At 53.7% G+C, this 17472-nt stretch carries 18 protein-coding genes, 1 tRNA gene and 1 pseudogene; 8 read left to right on the top strand and 12 right to left on the bottom strand.

Annotated elements, in window-relative coordinates:
- Positions 1-84 precede the first annotated feature (84 nt).
- The gene (tesA, locus tag ACXKZD_RS14465) at positions 85-711 is read right to left on the bottom strand and encodes a multifunctional acyl-CoA thioesterase I/protease I/lysophospholipase L1 (RefSeq protein WP_010671236.1); all 627 of its coding nucleotides are present in this window, start codon (positions 709-711) and stop codon (positions 85-87) included.
- Here tesA and ybbA point away from each other — a divergent pair.
- Positions 679-1365 (top strand): putative ABC transporter ATP-binding protein YbbA, encoded by a 687-nt coding sequence (gene ybbA / locus ACXKZD_RS14460; RefSeq protein WP_010259059.1) that lies wholly within the window; start codon positions 679-681, stop codon positions 1363-1365. The two genes, tesA and ybbA, sit on opposite strands and share 33 nt — an antisense overlap.
- Positions 1362-3779, top strand: a complete 2418-nt coding sequence (gene ybbP / locus ACXKZD_RS14455) for a putative ABC transporter permease subunit YbbP (RefSeq protein WP_031592139.1) — start codon at positions 1362-1364, stop codon at positions 3777-3779. Before ybbA ends, ybbP begins: the two co-directional genes overlap by 4 nt.
- Before the next feature lie 275 nt (positions 3780-4054).
- On the opposite strand, the gene purK is transcribed toward ybbP, so the two are convergent.
- The 4 genes from purK to ppiB all read right to left on the bottom strand — a co-directional run bounded on the left by purK (position 4055) and on the right by ppiB (position 6964).
- The gene (gene purK / locus ACXKZD_RS14450) at positions 4055-5119 is read right to left on the bottom strand and encodes a 5-(carboxyamino)imidazole ribonucleotide synthase (RefSeq protein ID WP_488981696.1); all 1065 of its coding nucleotides are present in this window, start codon (positions 5117-5119) and stop codon (positions 4055-4057) included.
- The gene (purE, locus tag ACXKZD_RS14445; RefSeq protein WP_010259054.1) at positions 5116-5622 is read right to left on the bottom strand and encodes a 5-(carboxyamino)imidazole ribonucleotide mutase; all 507 of its coding nucleotides are present in this window, start codon (positions 5620-5622) and stop codon (positions 5116-5118) included. The genes purK and purE overlap by 4 nt, the downstream gene beginning before the upstream one ends.
- Before the next feature lie 131 nt (positions 5623-5753).
- Positions 5754-6470 (bottom strand): UDP-2,3-diacylglucosamine diphosphatase, encoded by a 717-nt coding sequence (lpxH, locus tag ACXKZD_RS14440; protein WP_033766656.1) that lies wholly within the window; start codon positions 6468-6470, stop codon positions 5754-5756.
- Entirely contained in the window at positions 6470-6964 is a 495-nt protein-coding gene (ppiB, locus tag ACXKZD_RS14435) for a peptidylprolyl isomerase B (protein WP_022626088.1), read from the bottom strand. The genes lpxH and ppiB overlap by 1 nt, the downstream gene beginning before the upstream one ends.
- 212 nt (positions 6965-7176) lie before the next feature.
- Between ppiB and cysS the strand changes: the two genes are divergently transcribed.
- Positions 7177-8562: a cysteine--tRNA ligase gene (gene cysS, locus ACXKZD_RS14430; RefSeq protein ID WP_033756820.1), complete on the top strand. Its 1386-nt coding sequence runs from the start codon at positions 7177-7179 to the stop codon at positions 8560-8562.
- 33 nt (positions 8563-8595) lie between these two features.
- Positions 8596-9702, top strand: coding sequence for an AAA family ATPase (locus tag ACXKZD_RS14425; protein WP_167429855.1), 1107 nt, complete (start codon positions 8596-8598; stop codon positions 9700-9702).
- A gap of 27 nt (positions 9703-9729) precedes the next feature.
- Here ACXKZD_RS14425 and ybcJ read toward each other — a convergent pair whose 3' ends face one another.
- Both ybcJ and folD read right to left on the bottom strand, forming a co-directional pair.
- Positions 9730-9942 (bottom strand): ribosome-associated protein YbcJ, encoded by a 213-nt coding sequence (ybcJ, locus tag ACXKZD_RS14420; RefSeq protein WP_003849455.1) that lies wholly within the window; start codon positions 9940-9942, stop codon positions 9730-9732.
- The gene (folD, locus tag ACXKZD_RS14415) at positions 9943-10809 is read right to left on the bottom strand and encodes a bifunctional methylenetetrahydrofolate dehydrogenase/methenyltetrahydrofolate cyclohydrolase FolD (protein WP_115387825.1); all 867 of its coding nucleotides are present in this window, start codon (positions 10807-10809) and stop codon (positions 9943-9945) included.
- A gap of 173 nt (positions 10810-10982) precedes the next feature.
- On the opposite strand from folD, the gene ACXKZD_RS14410 reads away from it, so the two are divergent.
- Both ACXKZD_RS14410 and ACXKZD_RS14405 read left to right on the top strand, forming a co-directional pair.
- Complete coding sequence (locus ACXKZD_RS14410) at positions 10983-11486, top strand: DUF1198 family protein (protein ID WP_050680172.1); 504 nt, start codon at positions 10983-10985, stop codon at positions 11484-11486.
- Between the two features lie 94 nt (positions 11487-11580).
- Positions 11581-11657 (top strand) — tRNA-Arg (locus ACXKZD_RS14405).
- 15 nt (positions 11658-11672) lie between these two features.
- Here the strand turns inward: ACXKZD_RS14405 and ACXKZD_RS14400 are convergent.
- Positions 11673-12376, bottom strand: a pseudogene (locus ACXKZD_RS14400) (site-specific integrase); the annotation flags it as partial.
- Positions 12377-12519: 143 nt separating this feature from the next.
- Between ACXKZD_RS14400 and ACXKZD_RS14395 the strand changes: the two are divergent.
- On the top strand, positions 12520-12813 hold the full coding sequence (locus ACXKZD_RS14395; RefSeq protein ID WP_033766659.1) for a DUF2542 family protein: 294 nt from the start codon (positions 12520-12522) through the stop codon (positions 12811-12813).
- A gap of 1029 nt (positions 12814-13842) precedes the next feature.
- On the opposite strand, the gene ACXKZD_RS14390 is transcribed toward ACXKZD_RS14395, so the two are convergent.
- On the bottom strand, positions 13843-14055 hold the full coding sequence (locus ACXKZD_RS14390) for a hypothetical protein (protein ID WP_033766660.1): 213 nt from the start codon (positions 14053-14055) through the stop codon (positions 13843-13845).
- 129 nt (positions 14056-14184) lie between these two features.
- Positions 14185-14412 (bottom strand): putative hemolysin, encoded by a 228-nt coding sequence (locus ACXKZD_RS14385; RefSeq protein ID WP_488982089.1) that lies wholly within the window; start codon positions 14410-14412, stop codon positions 14185-14187.
- Positions 14413-14920: 508 nt separating this feature from the next.
- Between ACXKZD_RS14385 and ACXKZD_RS14380 the strand changes: the two genes are divergently transcribed.
- A complete protein-coding gene (locus ACXKZD_RS14380; RefSeq protein WP_488981695.1) occupies positions 14921-15244 on the top strand; it encodes a hypothetical protein in 324 nt (107 codons plus the stop codon).
- On the opposite strand, the gene ACXKZD_RS14375 is transcribed toward ACXKZD_RS14380, so the two are convergent.
- Positions 15241-16059, bottom strand: coding sequence for a DUF4225 domain-containing protein (locus ACXKZD_RS14375; protein ID WP_122889119.1), 819 nt, complete (start codon positions 16057-16059; stop codon positions 15241-15243). The two genes, ACXKZD_RS14380 and ACXKZD_RS14375, sit on opposite strands and share 4 nt — an antisense overlap.
- A gap of 971 nt (positions 16060-17030) precedes the next feature.
- Positions 17031-17357: a SymE family type I addiction module toxin gene (locus ACXKZD_RS14370; protein ID WP_488981694.1), complete on the bottom strand. Its 327-nt coding sequence runs from the start codon at positions 17355-17357 to the stop codon at positions 17031-17033.
- Positions 17358-17472: the final 115 nt, after the last annotated feature.

Raw genomic sequence — 17472 nt, 5'->3', positions numbered from 1 at the left:
CAAAGCGGTCGAAAATCTCCGTCGCCACCTTGCCGTTATTTAGTGCTTTTGCATTTCTTTACCCTTTTGGCACATCCAGGCGCGCTACGGCTGCTTAACTAAGGGGGCCAGGTCTTTTGCCATTAACTGGGCGATAAAAGGCTGGGCATCAGGATTAGGATGAATGCCATCCTGCTGCATCCACTCGGGTTTCAGATAAACCTGTTCCATGAAAAAGGGCACCAGAGGAATGTTATGCTGCTGCGCTAATCCGGGATAGATGCCGCTGAACGCTTCGGTGTAGCGGCGGCCATAGTTGGCAGGCAGACGAATCTGCATCAGCAGCGGCTTCGCATTGGCGGCTTTAACATCGTCGATAACTTTACTCAGATTCTGCGCGATAGCGTCGGGCGGGAAACCGCGCAAACCATCGTTACCGCCCAATTCGATTAACACCCATTGCGGCTGATGCTGTTTTAATAGTGCGGGCAGGCGCGCCAACCCCTGTGCAGCCGTATCACCGCTGATACTGGCGTTGATCACTTTAGGTTTTTGCTGCCACTGCTTATCAAGCAGGCTGGGCCAGGCCGCGGTGGCAGACATGCGATAGCCCGCACTCAGGCTGTCGCCCAGCACCATCAGCGTATCTGCAGCAGCAAGACGCGACACCAGCAGAAGAATCAATAACAGGAAGGGATAATGCCAGCGGAAAACATTGTTGAAGTTCATCATCTTACTAAGTCCGTCGGTCAGGGAGAGCATCAGCTAACCATCCTTACCGGAGTTGAGTTGGTTGTCAAACCAGCTGAGACCATTGCGCTGATTGGCGAGTCCGGCTCCGGCAAGTCAACCCTGCTCGGAATTCTGGCCGGGCTGGACGATGGCAGCAGCGGCGAAGTCCATCTGCTGGGGCAGCCACTGCACCAGATGAACGAAGAGCAGCGTGCGGCCCTGCGTGCCCGGCAGGTCGGCTTTGTATTCCAGTCATTTATGCTGGTGCCAACCCTGAATGCCCAGGAGAATGTGCAGCTGCCATCGCTGCTGCGCGGCGACAGCGATCGCCAGAGCCGTGAACAGGCGAGAGAGCTTCTGACGCTGCTCGGACTGGGTGAACGTCTGCATCATCTGCCCGCCCAGCTTTCAGGCGGCGAGCAGCAGCGGGTGGCGCTGGCCCGCGCCTTCAGTGGCCGTCCTGGTCTGCTGTTTGCCGATGAGCCGACCGGCAATCTCGATCGTAAAACCGGTGACCGCATTGCTGATCTGCTGTTTTCCCTTAACCGCGATTTCGCCACCACGCTGATTCTGGTGACGCATGACGAGCAACTGGCGGCGCGCTGCGATCGTCGCCTGCGGCTGCGCGACGGTAAATTGTGGGAGGAGCAATGATCTGGCGCTGGTTCTGGCGCGAGTGGCGTTCGCCCTCGCTGCTGATTGTCTGGCTTGCGCTGACGCTGGCGGTGGCCTGCGTGCTGGCGCTGGGGTCGATCAGCGATCGCATGGAAAAAGGGCTGAATCAGCAGAGCCGTGATTTTATGGCCGGCGACCGTACGCTGCGCAGCAGTGATGCAGCGCCAGAAGCCTGGCTGGCAAAAGCAGCTGAAACCGGTCTGACGGTCAGCCGTCAGCTGACTTTTATGACCATGACATTTGCCGATCAGTCACCGCAGCTTGCCTCAGTAAAAGCGGTGGATGATCGCTACCCGATGTTTGGCACGCTGCAGACGCAGCCACCGGGGCTGAGGCCGCAGGCGGGTACTGCGCTGGCAGCACCGCGCCTGATGGCGCTGCTGAACCTGAAAGTGGGCGACACGCTGGAAGTGGGTGACACCCAGCTGCGCATCAGCGGCGAGGTGATCCAGGAGCCGGATGGCGGCTTTAACCCGTTTGAGATGGCGCCGCGTCTGCTGATCAATCTGGCGGATGCCGCCAAAACCGGTGCGATTCAGCCAGGCAGCCGCATCACCTGGCGCTATAAGTTTTCCGGTAATCCCGATCAGCTGGCCAGCTATGACCGCTGGATTGAACCACAGCTGAAAGCGGACCAGCGCTGGATCAGCGTGGAGAACTCGGAAGATGCACTGGGCCGTTCGATGCAGCGGGCACAGCAGTTCCTGCTGCTCTCGGCCTTGCTGACGCTGATGCTGGCGATTGCGGCCGTGGCGGTCGCCATGAGCCACTATTGCCGCAGCCGCTACGATCTGGTGGCGGTGCTGAAAACCCTGGGTGCGACGCACGGCGCGTTGCAGCGGCTGATCATCGGTCAGTGGCTGGCGGTTCTGCTGCTGGCGGCGATTGCCGGTGGACTGGTGGGGCAGGGCGTTGAAGCGATCCTGATGGCGATGCTGAAACCCGTGCTGCCTGCCAGCTTACCGGCGGCGAGCGTCTGGCCGTGGATCTGGGCGGTGGGATCGTTGTTTGTGATTTCGCTGCTGGTGGGTCTGCGTCCCTATCGTCTGCTGCTGGCGACGCAGCCGCTGCGGGTGTTGCGACGTGATGCGGTGGCGAACCTCTGGCCGCTGAAGATCTATATTCCGGTGATGATCGCGGTGGTGGTGACGCTGTTAGCGCTGCTGGTTGGCGGCAGTAAAATGCTCTGGGCGCTGCTGGCGGGTGTGGTGGTGCTGGCCGGATTGCTGGCACTACTCGGCTGGGGAACCCTGCTGCTGCTGCGTCGGCTGGTAGTGCGCAATCTGGCGTTACGACTGGCGATCAACCGGCTGCTGCGCCAGCCCGGCATGACGCTGAGCCAGCTTGCGGCCTTTTCGCTGTCGTTCATGCTGCTGGCGCTGCTGCTGGTAATGCGTGGCGATCTGCTGGATCGCTGGCAGCAGCAGTTACCGGCGGATAGCCCGAACTTCTTCCTGCTGAACATGACGGCAGATCAGGTGCCGCAGGTGCGTGATTTCCTGCAGTCGCATCAGATCACGCCCGGGACCTTTTACCCGATTGCGCGGGTGCGGCTCAGTGAACTCAACGGCAAACCGGCCGATCCGAAGCTGGATAATGCCCTGAACCGTGAGCTCAACCTGACGGAACTGGCCGATCGCCCGGATCATAATCCGCTGGTGGCAGGCAACTGGCCACCTAAAGCGGGTGAAGTGTCGATGGAAGTGGAACTGGCCGATCGGCTGGGGCTGAAGCTCGGCGATACCCTGACGTTCGATGGCGATACGCAGACCTTCAGCGCGCGCATTACCAGTTTGCGTAAAGTGGACTGGGAAAGCCTGAAGCCAAACTTCTTCTTTATCTTCCCGCCGGGCGCGCTCGACAGCCAGCCGCAGACCTGGCTCACCAGCTTCCGCATGGAGGCGAATCCTGTTCTGCTGGCGCAGCTTAACCGTGCTTTTCCGGCGCTGAGTCTGCTGGATATCGGCAGCATTATGCGGCAGATCGGCCAGGTGCTGGCGCAGGTCAGCCAGGCGCTGGAGATCATGGTGGTGCTGGTGACCGCCTGTGGTGTGTTACTACTATTGGCGCAGATTCAGGTCGGTATGCGCCAGCGGCGTCAGGAGCTGGTGGTCTATCGCACGCTGGGTGCCGGTAAACGCCTGCTGCGTACGACGCTGTGGTGTGAGTTTGCCCTGCTCGGCGTGGTCTCCGGCGTGGCGGCGGCGATGGGGGCAGAAGCGGCGCTGTGGGGATTACAGACTAAGATTTTCGACTTCCCGTGGCAGCCTGACTGGACCCTGTGGCTGGCGCTGCCGTTGTGTGGCGCGCTGCTGTTATCGCTGTGCGGTGGCTGGCTGGGGATCCGATTACTCAAAGGGAAAGCGTTGTTCAGGAAGTTTGATGCGGCGTGAGTTAGCACCCGTAGCGCTCGACGGTAAGGTGCTGGCTCAGGGAGCATACGCCCTCCGCAAAGACGCAAAAACGCCATCCATGGCAGGCTCAGCACGGGCGATTACGCTCCTCATCCCTGAGGTGCGCCCGTAGCCGGGCCAACGCTTTGCGTTGTTCAAAAACGCTCCCGGCGTTTTTAGCCGGGCGGCCCGATGCTTTGCTCCAGGCGTATGCTCCCATCGCATTAAGCTTCTGAGCTGCCTGGTAAAGCCATTACCAGACTCAGGTGCGGGGATTACAGTTTTTCAACCGCCCAGGCGATGCCGCTGGCGTACGCTTCCGGTAGCTGCGGCACCAGCGCATTAAGGGCAGCCCTGAGCCGCTCTGTATCGCTGTCGGTCAGATTCAGATGGCCCACTTTACGACCCGGACGCACCTCTTTGTCATACCAGTGCAGATGCACCAGCGGCTGCTGCAGCCAGCTGAGATTCACGTCAGTGCCGATCAGATTGACCATCGCCGACGGCGCAAACACCACCGGCTGCGGTAATGCCAGACCAAGAATGGCGCGCAGATGCAGCTCAAACTGGCTGATCGACGCACCGTTCTGCGTCCAGTGCCCGCTGTTATGGACGCGCGGCGCCAGCTCATTGATCAGCAATCCAGCTGGCGTAACGAAACACTCCATCGCCATTACGCCGACGTAATTCAGTTCCTGCATGATCGCACTCAGCATCGCTTCGGCCTGCTGCTGCTGTGCCTGATCCGCCTGCGGCAGCGCAACGCTGGTGCGCAGAATGCCATCCTGATGCAGGTTATGCGTCAGCGGATAGAACACTACCTGGCCATCGTGACCGCGCGCCCCCACCAGTGAGACTTCACCGGAAAAGTTGATGCCCTGCTCAACGATGCATTCGCCGTAGCACGCCTCCGGCAGGGTGTGAGTATCATCGGCACGCAGACGCCACTGACCCCGGCCGTCGTAACCGCCGGTGCGGCTTTTCACAATGGCTAACTCGCCCAGCGAGTCAAACACTGCTGGCCATTCGCTTTTATCTGCCAGCAACTGCCACGGCGCGGTGGCCAGTCCCAGCTGATCCAGCAGCTGTTTCTGCGTCAGACGATCTGCCAGACGCGGAAAGATATCGCGGTTAACAAAGGCCGGATGGCTGGCCAGCTCACGCGTCAGCGCCGTCTCCGGCCAGCGTTCGATTTCGGCGGTGATCACGCTGTCGGCGATAGGGAGCGCGGTGGGATCGGCGTCTAAGCCTACCGGATACACCGCGATGCCCAGGGGTTCACCCGCCTGACGCAGCATACGACCTAACTGGCCGTTGCCCAGTACGCAAACCGGCTTCATGCATCCACCCGCGGATCGGGATGGTTCAGCACCTCATCGGTCTGGCTCTGACGCCAGGTGGTCAGGCGTAACGCCAGCGCACTGTCATGCAGCGCCAGAATCTGCGCCGCCAGCAGCGCGGCATTGGCTGCGCCTGCCTTGCCAATCGCCAGCGTACCGACCGGAATACCGCGCGGCATCTGCACAATCGAATAGAGGCTATCGACGCCGCTCAGTGCTGCGCTCTGCACTGGCACACCCAGCACCGGCACCAGCGTTTTTGCCGCCAGCATACCCGGCAGATGTGCCGCGCCACCTGCGCCAGCAATAATCACCTGAAGACCCTTGTCGGCTGCCGTTTCGGCGAAGCTGAACAGTTTATCCGGGGTGCGGTGCGCAGAGACCACTTCAACATCAAAAGGGACGTCCAGGCTGGAGAGGATTTCAGCGGCGAACTGCATGGTGGCCCAGTCACTTCTGGAACCCATAACAATGGCGATGCGGGCCGGGGCGTTGGATGACATGCGGTCAACTCCTGTGAATGAACAAACAGACCTGGCCGGGCGGACAGGTTTTGAAGGGCACCGAGAATAGCATGAGAAGCACGCAAGGAAAACGGTTGCGTCGGGCTTAAGGTCGTGGATTTAACCGCAGATTAAAAGTCGAAATGGATAAGCTGAATGCCACTGGCGTCGAGCTGGATCATGGAACCCCGGCTGTGCCAGGCACCCAGCACTGCGCGTTGCGCCGTTTCACCCTGGAGGCTCAGCGTATGAATCGCCGGGCGATGAGTGTGACCGTGGATTAACAGCGGCACCTGCTGGCGCAGCATAGTGGCGACGACCGCTTCCTGATTCACATCCATGATGGTCTGGGATTTATGCTGGTTGGCCTGTTTACTGTCGGCGCGCATCCGGGCGGCAATACGTTTACGTATCCATAACGGCAACGCGAGAAACAGCCGCTGGATCCAGGGATTATGCACTTTGGCCCGAAAACGCAGGTAACCCGCATCGTCGGTACAGAGCGTATCGCCATGCATGATCAGCAACCGATGGCCGTAGAGCGTCAGCACCTGCTCTTCCGGCAGCAGCGTCATGCCGCAGGCCTGCGCGAAGCGTCGGCCAATCAGGAAGTCGCGATTGCCATGGATAAAGTAAACCGGAACCGGCAGGGCGCGCAGGGCGCGGGCAACCTGCTGATGCAGCGGATTGGGATCGTCGTCGCCAATCCAGGCTTCAAACAGATCGCCGAGAATATAGAGCGCGTCGCAGTGGGGCGCTTCGCGCTGTAAAAAATGCAGAAAACCGGCGGTAATCGCCGGTTCTTCCTGACACAGATGGAGATCTGCGATAAACAGCGTGCGCGACATTACTCGCTGACGGTCACTTTCTGGATAACGACGTCGTCTTTTGGCACATCCTGGTGCATGCCGCTGCGGCCGGTAGAGACCGCTTTGATCTTCTCGACCACATCCATACCTTCAACCACTTCAGCGAATACGCAGTAGCCCCAGCCCTGAACGCTTTCGTCACGGAAGTTCAGGAAGTCGTTGTCAGCTACGTTGATGAAAAACTGTGCGGTCGCAGAGTGCGGCGCAGAGGTACGTGCCATTGCCAGCGTACCTTTGGTGTTTTTCAGGCCATTGCTGGCTTCGTTCTGAATTTCGGCTTTGGTTTCTTTCTGCTTCATGCCCGGCTCGAAGCCGCCGCCCTGAATCATAAAGCCGTTGATTACGCGGTGAAAAATGGTGTTGTCGTAAAAACCTTCACGGCAGTAATCCAGGAAGTTCTTTACGGTTGCCGGCGCTTTATCATCGAAAGTTTTGATTACGATATCGCCATGGTTCGTCTGGAAAGTTACCATTTTTGTCGTCCTGTAAAGGTTGTCATCAGTTGCTGAGGTCGCTCTGTCGATGGGCGTCCCCCTTTTTGTCGACCGTTCTTATATCATAATTTCCAATGACGCGTCAGCAGCGCGGCGCAGTTGGCTTGCTTTGCGTCGCGCGAGCGATAAAAATACGGCACAATGTCTGGATACTTAAAAGTGCCAACCACACGCGAAAACGGAACCGTTCAATGCTTAAGATTTATAACACCCTGAGTCGACAGAAAGAGGAATTCAAACCCATTCATGCCGGTAAAATCGGGATGTATGTTTGCGGCATCACGGTGTATGACCTCTGTCACATTGGTCATGGGCGGACGTTCGTGGCGTTTGACGTGGTGGCGCGCTACCTGCGTTACCTCGGTTATCAGCTTAATTATGTACGTAACATCACCGACATTGATGACAAAATCATCAAGCGCGCCAACGAAAACGGCGAGAGCATCGAAACCCTGACTAACCGCATGATTGGCGAGATGCACAACGACTTCGCCGCGCTGGGGATTCTGCCGCCCGATGAGGAGCCGCGCGCTACCCGTCACATCGCTGAGATTATCGAGCTGGTGGAGACGCTGATCGCTCGCGGTCACGCTTATGTGGCGGAGAACGGCGACGTGATGTTCGATGTGCTTAGCGACACCGATTACGGCGCGCTGTCGCGTCAGGATCTGGAGCAGTTGCAGGCGGGCGCGCGTGTTGAAGTCGCCGACGTGAAACGCAATCCGATGGACTTCGTGCTGTGGAAAATGTCCAAAGCGGATGAGCCAGCCTGGTCATCGCCGTGGGGCAACGGTCGTCCTGGCTGGCACATCGAGTGCTCGGCAATGAACTGCAAACAGCTGGGCACCCATTTCGATATCCACGGCGGCGGCTCCGATCTGATGTTCCCGCACCATGAAAACGAAATCGCTCAGTCGAGCTGCGCCCATGACGGTCCTTACGTCAACTACTGGATGCACTCCGGCATGGTGATGGTTGATCGCGAGAAGATGTCCAAATCGCTCGGTAACTTCTTCACCGTGCGTGACGTGCTGCAACATTATGATGCGGAGACGGTGCGTTACTTCCTGATGTCCGGTCACTATCGCAGCCAGCTTAACTACGGCGAAGATAACCTGAATCAGGCGCGTGCGGCGCTGGAGCGTCTCTATACGGCACTGCGTCACACCGACAGCAGCGTGCCTGCCCACGGCGGCGAAGCGTTTGAAGCGCGGTTCCGCAGCGCAATGGATGATGATTTCAACACCCCGGAAGCCTATTCGGTGCTGTTCGACATGGCGCGTGAAGTGAACCGCCTGAAAAGTGAAGATGGCGCTTCAGCGCATGGGCTGGCGTCGAAGCTGCGCGAGATGGCCAACGTGCTGGGCATTCTGCAGCAGGATCCTGAGCTGTTCCTGCAAAGCGGCGCGCAGGTCAATGACGAAGAGGTTGCCGAGATTGAGCACTGGGTGAAAGCCCGTGCCGATGCGCGCGCCGCCAAAGCCTGGGCGGAAGCGGACATCGCGCGCGACAAGCTTAACGCGCTGGGTGTCATCGTCGAGGATGGGCCGCAGGGCTCCAGCTGGCGTCGAAAATAAACCGGAGAGGGCGAGCAATCGCCCTTTTTTATTATGGCGATTGAACAGATTCAGATCCGCGGCTTCCGCTCGATACGTAACCTGACGCTGTCGCTGCAGCAGCTGAATGTGGTGAGCGGTCCCAACGGCTGCGGTAAATCCAACCTCTACAAAGCGGTGCGGCTGCTGCATGAGGCGGCCAGCGGTCGTCTGGCACTGGCGCTGGCTGAAGAAGGCGGCATTCAGAAAGCGATGTGGGCGGGCGGTTTACGTCGGGGCGATCGCCGACACGATCCAAAGCGGCTGGAGCTGGCCGTGGTGATGGATGACATGGATTACCAGCTGGAGATTGGCTTTCCCGAGCCGCTGGTGACCAGCCTGTTTAATCTCGATCCGCTGGTGAAGCAGGAGCGACTCTGGCTGAGCGGTCAGCAGCGCCGTCCTTCCGCCTGTATTATGCAGCGCGAAAATCAGACCGCCTTTCTGCACAACGTTGAGGGCGAGCGCGTCGCCTATCCGGCGGTGCTGCATCCCGAAGAGTCGCTGTTTGGTCAGCTTGGCGAACCGCATCGCTATCCGGAGCTTTCGCAGTTGCGCGAACGTCTGCAGCAGTGGCGCTTTTACCATGAGTTTGCGGTCTGGCCTGGCTCACCGATACGGGCACCGCAGATTGGCGTGCGTGCGCCGGTGCTGAGCCATGATGGCAGCAATCTGGCGGCGGCCTGGGCGACCATTGTTGAGCGCGGTCATTCCGAACTCCTGTCTGAGGTGATGGAACAGGCGTTTCCCGACAGCCAGTTTGATGTCGATGTGCAGAATGGCCGTTTCCAGATGCTGATGTCGCGCCAGGGCATTCTGCGTTCGCTGGAGAGCGCGGAGTTTTCTGATGGCACGCTGCGGTTTCTCTGTCTGGTTGTCGCACTGCTCAGCCCGCGTCCGCCCGCCTTTATGGCACTGAATGAGCCGGAAAACAGCCTGCATGAAGATCTGTTGCCTGCGCTGGCGCGCTTAATCGCCGAAGCCAGCGAGTTCAGTCAGCTCTGGATCACCAGCCATTCACCCCGGCTCGCGACGTTGATAGCGCAGCATACGGCGGTGAATCATATTGCACTGGAACAGCGGGAAGGGGAGACGTGCGTAAAGGGGGATGAGCGGGTGTAACAGCGTCCCCGCAGGGACGCCCGTAAATTACTCGACCACAGTAATGCGGAAACCCGCGAATTCCACGGTCTGACCGGCTACGATTTTGCAGCGCTTGCGGGTTTCTACCGCACCGTTGACCTTCACTTCACCCTCGGCAATCACGACTTTCGCCTGTGCGCCGCTCTGAACCCAGCCTTCCAGTTTCAGCAGGTCACACAGATCGACGTGCGGGAATTTACCCAGTGAAAAACTTGTCATTTATACTACCTCTTTATCATGAAACTCTTCGCACGCCTGCAGCGTGTTTTGAATCAGTGTTGCTACTGTCATCGGACCAACACCGCCCGGCACCGGGGTAATGTAGGAGGCGCGCTCGGATGCACTGTCAAAATCAACATCGCCCACCACTTTGCCGCTCTCCAGCCGGTTAATGCCCACGTCGATGACGATGGCGCCCGGTTTGATCCATTCACCCGGAATAAACCCTGGCTTACCCACTGCAACGACCAGCAGATCGGCATGCTCAACGTGATGGCGCAGATCTTTGGTAAAGCGATGAGTGACGGTCGTGGTGCAGCCCGCCAGCAGCAGTTCCATACTCATCGGACGACCAACAATGTTGGATGCGCCAACCACCACGGCATTCAGGCCGTAGGTGTCAATGTTGTAGCGCTCCAGCAGCGTCACGATACCGCGTGGCGTGCAGGGACGCAGGGTTGGCGCACGCTGACAGAGGCGACCGACGTTATAAGGGTGGAATCCATCGACATCTTTATCAGGCGTGATGCGCTCCAGCACTTTGACGTTATCAATGCCGGCTGGCAGTGGCAACTGCACCAGGATGCCATCGATTTCGTCGTCCTGATTGAGCGCATCAATCAGCTCCAGCAGCTCAGCTTCGCGGGTCGTAGCAGGCAGATCGTAAGAGCGGGAGTGGAAACCGACCTCTTCACAGGCGCGGCGTTTGCTGGCCACGTAGATCTGCGATGCCGGGTTTTCACCCACCAGAACCACTGCCAGACCTGGCGCGCGTTTTCCGGCGGCCAGGCGCTGCTTCACTTTTTCCGCAACCTCAACGCGCACCTGCTGCGCAATCGTTTTACCGTCAATAATTTTTGCTGCCATCAGAGAGGAAATCCACTGTGTTGTGTTGAATCGGGGAAGGGGGGTATTTTGTCAGAAGCGCGGCGCGCTGTCAGTTACAGTTTCAGCCGCGTATGTGCTTTCCGGCTTTTTCGTCGCGACGAGTGCCAGCCTGCATGCGTATGATATCTGCAGGACAATCCGGGGACGATGTTATGATTTGGATAATGCTTGCTACTCTGGCGGTGGTGTTTGTCGCTGGATTTCAGCTGCTCACCGCTGGCTCACGCCACGCCGCTCAGCGGCTCAGCAAACGGCTGCAGCTGCCACCGGTACAGGTGGAATCAATGATCTCTATGATGGGGAAAGAGGCGGCGAAAGAGTTTACCGACTATCTCAGCAAGGATAATGAAACGCACCTGCATAATGGCGCAGCGGTACTGCTGATCTGGCAGGTGTTCATTGTTGACGGCAGTGAGGAGAATAGCCAGCGCTGGCATGCGATTCTCAGTCGAGCCGGTTTTCCACCGCTTATTAGCCGCCAGCAGCTGCTGCTCGCGCTGGGCTTTCTGCGCCAGCTGGAACCGGACATCCAGGAGCTGCATGCACTTCGTGAGCAATTCAATGCGCGTTTCACAGCACAAGGGATTGAGCTGGAAGGAGAATTTACCGACAACGGTAAACTCGTGTCGCTCAGCGAATGGCGCAGGCGTCACTGACGCCAATTGGTCATTACCGCAGCACTTCGCTGCGGAGAAACGGCAAAAACGTTGACGTACCCGCTTCCCGACGTATAATCCGTGCCATCTCCATGCGCCCTTAGCTCAGTTGGATAGAGCACCGGCCTTCTAAGCCGTAGGTCACAGGTTCGAATCCTGTAGGGCGTACCAAATAAAATCATCGGTTTACGCCAGCTTCAATCCTACCTGATTATCTTCTTGTGTCGTATTTGTGTCGCTCTCACCCAAAAGTGAGTCAATTTTGCGCGCATGTTCGGTCAGGTGGTTAGGTGCGAGGTGAGCATACCGACGCACCATTTCAATATTTTCCTATCCACCCATTTCCTGCAGCGCGGAAAGCGGAACACCAGACTGGATTAACCAGCTCGCCCACGTATGCCGTAAGTCATGAAAGCGGAAGTCTTCTATGCCTGGCGCTTTTAGACCGATATTCCACGCCGTGTTATCATCACTGCGCATTTTCCTGCCTGCCGGTGCCAGCGTTCCATCGCTGCGATGCTTCGCCTTGGTTTGTACGAACACCTAACGTGACTGCTTATCTATCTGCCCCTTCAGCACTTTGCATGTCGTATCATTCAGAGCCACGCCAATAGCCTTGCCCGCTTTGGCGTTCTCCGAATTAATCCAGGCGACCTTCCTTTGCATATCAACCTGCGTCCATTCCAGATCCAGAATGTTTGAAAGGCGAAGGCCGGTAGCCAGCGCAAATATGACCACTGGTTTTATGCTTTCCGGCATGCAATCAATCAGCCGGTTCGCTTCCTCTCGCGTTAACAGCGGATGCGCTAGCTGACAGGCTTCTTTGTTTTGATAACCGGCGCTGTCTTTATCCAGCCCCATTCATTTGCTGCTGCACGCAGCAGCGATTGCATAAGGGCTGCATGGATGAGGTTATTGAGGCATTCAATATGCAGACACTTTTGAGTGAGTGGCGAAATATTACGCCACCCTTACTGGAATCTTATATAGCTGTGTAATAATGAACCTAAAAAATTGGCTGGGATGAAAAATAATGGGATTTCAGTATTGGTTCACAGTATGTGCCGCCTTTATAGTTGGTCTAATAACGCTGGCTGAGTCTTTCATTTACATGCATCGGGGAATCTATACCAAAACCTTTAAGGGAACGAGTCGCAAGGAATTCATCTACAAGGATGCCAAACCTATTGAATATTGGATCAGCACTATTCTTCATTTTGGAATTAGCATCATGATGATTGGGATCGGCTTCTGGTTCTTACAGGAAATCCCCGCAGTTAACCATTGGTACAATGAAATCCGCACAATGCCAGCATTTTGGTTTTAGGTCTCGTTCGCAGTTCAACCTTTGCTTAGGAAAAACAACCTCATCGTTTACCCAATCTTAAACCTCTAACTTGCGGTTTTTTTATTGCCCGGAGAAAGCTATGGGCATTCAAGTAAAAGGCATTCAACTGGCTCAGTAGAACCTCAACCCTCTGATTGGAGACATTTAGGGCTGAGCAGCGAGAAGTGTTTGAAAGGAATTAAAATTTGAATGGGTAATCCATATTTCGCATGATGGTTATAATCTTCAGGTAGCTATACCATTTTTGCTGCACACCTTTTAGGTGGCGATGATGAGATTCTTGTTAGTCTGGGGGAGCACTCAGGGAGTATTGGGCTCGAAGAGCCAGAATTTATGAAAAGACTAATGAAGTTGTTGCAACAAAGAATCGCTAGTGCCTTTCCATAAATTCATAAAGTGCATAATGGCATAGCCCACTCAGGTGGTTTTTTTGCTATCAGGTCTCAAGCATTGGGCAGATTGGGCCACTTCTTATAAGCGAAGATATAGAGTGTAAAGAAATGCAAGCCGGGGAATGATAGTAACAGAGCCATTTTCCATCCGAATCCCGCCTTTTGAGCCATACGAAAGCATGGAATAAACATAAAAAACCAGATTATGAACGTCATCGCTGCGAGTGGGTTTGGGTGTTCCATTGTGATTTCTCCGTGATTTGCGTTCTCTGGCTTATCGGCAGGCGCGCTATGACTTTTAGCAAAATTGATCATTTTCCACTTTTTTTCGACTACTCCATGCGAGGATTTATCCCGTCTATTATTTTGGGTATAGGGATATGAAGAAGCTGATTTTTGGTGCGGTTATTGCAACATTGCTTTCCGGCCGCGTCTACACAGGCACTAACTTCGACGAATCAAAGCTGAAGAAATGGATAAAGTAATTACCATTTCTCAAAACGGCTTAGCCGCTTTGTCTGACAACTACACCAACCTTGCGTGAATGAATGCTCAGGCTAAGCCCCTGAGGTCCTTCTGTTGGCCGTCGATGAACATCTTCTTGAATGTCGCTTCGTTATCGTTGGTTAGCTTTGCGATATAGCCAGACACCGATAAAGGCCAGCAGAACCGAAAGCACCGCCTTAAGTGCAATCACTGTGAATTCGAAACTATCCATAGCGCCTTCACCGTCACCGCTAATGTGGCCTTCTACCAGGGATCTGATGATCCCTTCAGGTATGAGAAACCAGGTTGCGGAGAAGATTAAAATAAATATCAGTATTTTCATCGCACTACACACTTTGTGAAATCAGGAACATCAATGCGGCCGTATGCTGGTAATCCTCCTTTCATAAAGCCACGTCCCATTCTTACGGCTCCTTGATCGCTGCCCTGATATGCCTTCCGACTAACGAGTCTATTGGTTATCCCTTCTGTACAGTGCCCACTCCTCGATGCGCTCTCCGCCTGGCAGAGTACAGTAACCTGATTCACCATCCGGGCCCTTAACTATGTCCAGCTTGCCGCCCCTCTTTTCACAATGCACAGAGGCTGGGTTAGCCATGCCCACAGCGTGTTGTCTGTCATTATGGGGTACACAGGCTGTGAGTAATAAAATGGTCGCTGCGATTGTAATTATTTTCATTTTTAACCTTATCTGAAGAGATTGATGAGGGTTAATCGTTATATCCACGCTGCTTCATCTCGCGCTGGTTTTTCTGTTTAATTAAACGGCTATTGTGACCCTGTGTAGCCATTGAAATCAGATCATAACCTGGGCTTAATCCCGGCAGTTAGTGTGGATTTATACATACATCGTGTTCATTAGGTGCATCACCTCTATCCCTTACCTTTGGGATCGCATCTCATCAGGGTACAGCCAGAGCTGCGTTGGTCACATAAACCGGCTACAGGCGCTGCTTCAGCAGCTGCATTGCTGGCCGCTTATTCGCCAGTTGCAACAGTCGCATTGATAGACCACTTAAGGAGGAGAAGCCATCGCGGGATTAACGGGTACACCACAGCAATGACAGCAGCGCAGACAATGTCATTTGGCGGTACCGGTGTCGGCTACGTAAAGAGGTGGGTTAGCATGGGCCGGGTTCACTGTGCTATATTTCGCACGTATCACAACGTCATTCAGGATGAATCAGATGAACGAATTTGAGAAAGAACTTCTTAATAATGGTTTCTCTGCTAAAGAAATCGGTAAACTCAAAATTATTATAAAAAAAGACGAGTCAAAAAAAGATACACTTCAGAGCCTCGTGATTGATCTAAGTAAACGCTTCTGGGGCGGAGTTATTGCTCTTATTATTTTGATGCTTATTGGACTGGATGGCATTTTCAATGCAGATGCTTCAAATGCCATTCCATATATTGTTGTTCTGACGTTTGCATTCCTTGTGGTCTATTTTGTTACGCCTATGAGACTGGCATGGAAATCCTACAAATTTGTCAGAAAAACCAGAAGTTAGTTTTGAGAGGAGCTATTTTGCATTTGATAAAGGTTGATACCTATTCCACTCCCCTTATAGGCTGCTCCAGCGCCTTTTAAAGCAAGTGCTGGTTTACTCATAACCTGTACTTTGCGGTAATAGTCAGTTGGCAGATATTTGTATAGCCTCCAGGCCTCTGGCTTCAAAGTCAGCTTGAAAATGCCATAGTATGAAGTGGTCAAATCAACGACCTGATAGGCTAGCAATCCCAGTCGCTTATCAAAGCCAAAGAAATCTGCAACATCTTCATATTTATCTCTTATTGGGTTAGATGGATGAGCCACACCGCTAAGTCTACCTATGCTCTCAATCCCTGATCCCACTCCATTCATCACAAGGGTGGAACCCGCTACAACACCTAAAATATTACCCGTGGTGACAGAACCCACAATCAGACCGACCCCAGCCACGATTTGTAAGCCACTCAACACCACGCCGATGCCATTGATTACATATCCAATGACCTTTTCATGGTCATAGTAAAACTGCACCGAAGACGATACGACAGCTTCACCGGTTCTGAGCATTCGGTCCTGAATCTTAAGATACTGGCTTTCCTGCTTCAGATTCTGGATACACTCCTGACACTGATCATCCGAAGTCGAATTGCGAATCGTATGGAGCTGTAGTCGAGCGAATCCACGCACTTCATCCTGAAATTTCACTCTTAAAAGAGCATCTTTAAGATGAAAGTGAGAGAGAGAGGTTGCTACATTAACTAACTGATTAGCTTCCAAATTTGCCATCGTTAGAAAGTAGTTTGAGAGTCTTTTCGTGTCCCAATAGTTGTCCATAACAATACCTTTATATAAACGTCGTTCTCACCAGACATGGTTAATCAGATCCTAAAATAGCTGGAGTTTTTAGAGATTACAAATTGAAGATTTTAAGGAGTGGAGACAATTTTAGTAAGGGGTGCCTCAGGAGCATGCAACAAATTCAGATAAAGAAATTTTTAGATCAATATGCTTTCTAACAGGAGTAAATCCTTTAGGGCACCCAATCCTATCTTCTGTTTAGCATCCACATATTCTTTGTTTTCTTACTGACGTCATAATACCTCAATAGTTTGCTTTCGTTCGTACGAACGTATTTAATAGCCGTACTTTGATTATGTGGTGGTTTGGATATGGCACCTATTTATGGCTTTGTCTGGAGCTTAGTAAAGTCAAAACCTGTTTATTGACAGTTCTGATGTTTGCATTCGCCGATTAATTTCTGGCGCTGTAGGATATTCAGCAAGTTTAAAAAAGGTTCATCCAGGGTAGATAAACACTGATGGCGGATTAGATTATATAAAAAGGTTGGTCAGGATGGTATCTTCGTACGCATATAAACATCCTTCAGGAGGAATCTGATAAACAAATTTGAGCAAAATTTTCTTCAAATATTTTCTCAGCTAAAGATCTCATAAAACTAAAAGATATGCTTACCAGAGAATGTAAGTGTTAATTTTTTGTCCATTTTTAATTGCCTGCTTTTTTTTTACTCATTTAGAGTAGTGCGATTCTTACAAAAGCATAGTGTGTACATCGATAATCTGTATTTTGCGATAGCAATCTGATAATAAACATTTAATAATTCTTCAGAAATAATTCCAATCTATAGATTATCTTTAATCTCATTATAAAAGGCGATTAAAACGGGGGGGAGCTACGTTGGCGGGGCAAAAGATCCTTTAAATATAGAAACGCGGATAATTATTGCCAGCAATACTGATCTGCCGCTTCCCAACCAGAAGCGGCATCCTTTTACCTCAACGCCACTACCCCGCAACCACACCTGACAAAGCCAGAACCTGCTTCTGTTTCCTGGCGGGCAGCTTATTCAGCTGCGCTAACGCGTTAACCAGCTGCTCATTGACCGGCTCTGGTGGTTTGACCGTCAGCACAATACGGCCCGCCGTGACTTTTACTTCTACTTCGGTGCCGGTGGTAAATCCGGCGGCAGCCAGCCATTGGCCTTTCATGATAATCGACGGAATACGCGCGTAACTGGGATACCGGCTGGCGTAACTCACCGTTAATTTGCGCTGGGAAATGGAAGGGGCTTCTGAATTTAAACCAACTGCATTACACTCTGAATCAGTCATGATCTCTATTCCTTTTCAATAGTGATTGTGATTAGCGATACATGGGTGCTCCAACACCTCTGTATCGCGCTAAATACCTGTACATATAATCAACTATTGCAGGAAAAGTCCAGCT

The organism is Pantoea sp. ABR1s (assembly GCF_057812235.1).
Note: the sequence above shows the minus strand (reverse complement) of the source record. Positions and strands in the feature narration are given on the sequence as shown.

Excerpts from the sequence above, each read along its gene's own strand:
- purE (WP_010259054.1), bottom strand. The coding sequence starts at position 5,622 with ATGTCATCCAACGCCCCGGCCCGCATCGCCATTGTTATGGGTTCCAGA.
- ACXKZD_RS14395 (WP_033766659.1), top strand. The coding sequence starts at position 12,520 with ATGGGATTTCAGTATTGGTTCACAGTATGTGCCGCCTTTATAGTTGGT.
- ybbP (WP_031592139.1), top strand. The coding sequence starts at position 1,362 with ATGATCTGGCGCTGGTTCTGGCGCGAGTGGCGTTCGCCCTCGCTGCTG.
- folD (WP_115387825.1), bottom strand. The coding sequence starts at position 10,809 with ATGGCAGCAAAAATTATTGACGGTAAAACGATTGCGCAGCAGGTGCGC.
- purK (WP_488981696.1), bottom strand. The coding sequence starts at position 5,119 with ATGAAGCCGGTTTGCGTACTGGGCAACGGCCAGTTAGGTCGTATGCTG.
- cysS (WP_033756820.1), top strand. The coding sequence starts at position 7,177 with ATGCTTAAGATTTATAACACCCTGAGTCGACAGAAAGAGGAATTCAAA.
- tesA (WP_010671236.1), bottom strand. The coding sequence starts at position 711 with ATGATGAACTTCAACAATGTTTTCCGCTGGCATTATCCCTTCCTGTTA.
- ybbA (WP_010259059.1), top strand. The coding sequence starts at position 679 with ATGCCAGCGGAAAACATTGTTGAAGTTCATCATCTTACTAAGTCCGTC.
- ybcJ (WP_003849455.1), bottom strand. The coding sequence starts at position 9,942 with ATGACAAGTTTTTCACTGGGTAAATTCCCGCACGTCGATCTGTGTGAC.
- ACXKZD_RS14375 (WP_122889119.1), bottom strand. The coding sequence starts at position 16,059 with ATGGACAACTATTGGGACACGAAAAGACTCTCAAACTACTTTCTAACG.
- ACXKZD_RS14380 (WP_488981695.1), top strand. The coding sequence starts at position 14,921 with ATGAACGAATTTGAGAAAGAACTTCTTAATAATGGTTTCTCTGCTAAA.
- ACXKZD_RS14370 (WP_488981694.1), bottom strand. The coding sequence starts at position 17,357 with ATGACTGATTCAGAGTGTAATGCAGTTGGTTTAAATTCAGAAGCCCCT.
- ppiB (WP_022626088.1), bottom strand. The coding sequence starts at position 6,964 with ATGGTAACTTTCCAGACGAACCATGGCGATATCGTAATCAAAACTTTC.
- ACXKZD_RS14390 (WP_033766660.1), bottom strand. The coding sequence starts at position 14,055 with ATGAAAATACTGATATTTATTTTAATCTTCTCCGCAACCTGGTTTCTC.
- ACXKZD_RS14425 (WP_167429855.1), top strand. The coding sequence starts at position 8,596 with ATGGCGATTGAACAGATTCAGATCCGCGGCTTCCGCTCGATACGTAAC.
- ACXKZD_RS14385 (WP_488982089.1), bottom strand. The coding sequence starts at position 14,412 with ATGAAAATAATTACAATCGCAGCGACCATTTTATTACTCACAGCCTGT.
- ACXKZD_RS14410 (WP_050680172.1), top strand. The coding sequence starts at position 10,983 with ATGATTTGGATAATGCTTGCTACTCTGGCGGTGGTGTTTGTCGCTGGA.
- lpxH (WP_033766656.1), bottom strand. The coding sequence starts at position 6,470 with ATGTCGCGCACGCTGTTTATCGCAGATCTCCATCTGTGTCAGGAAGAA.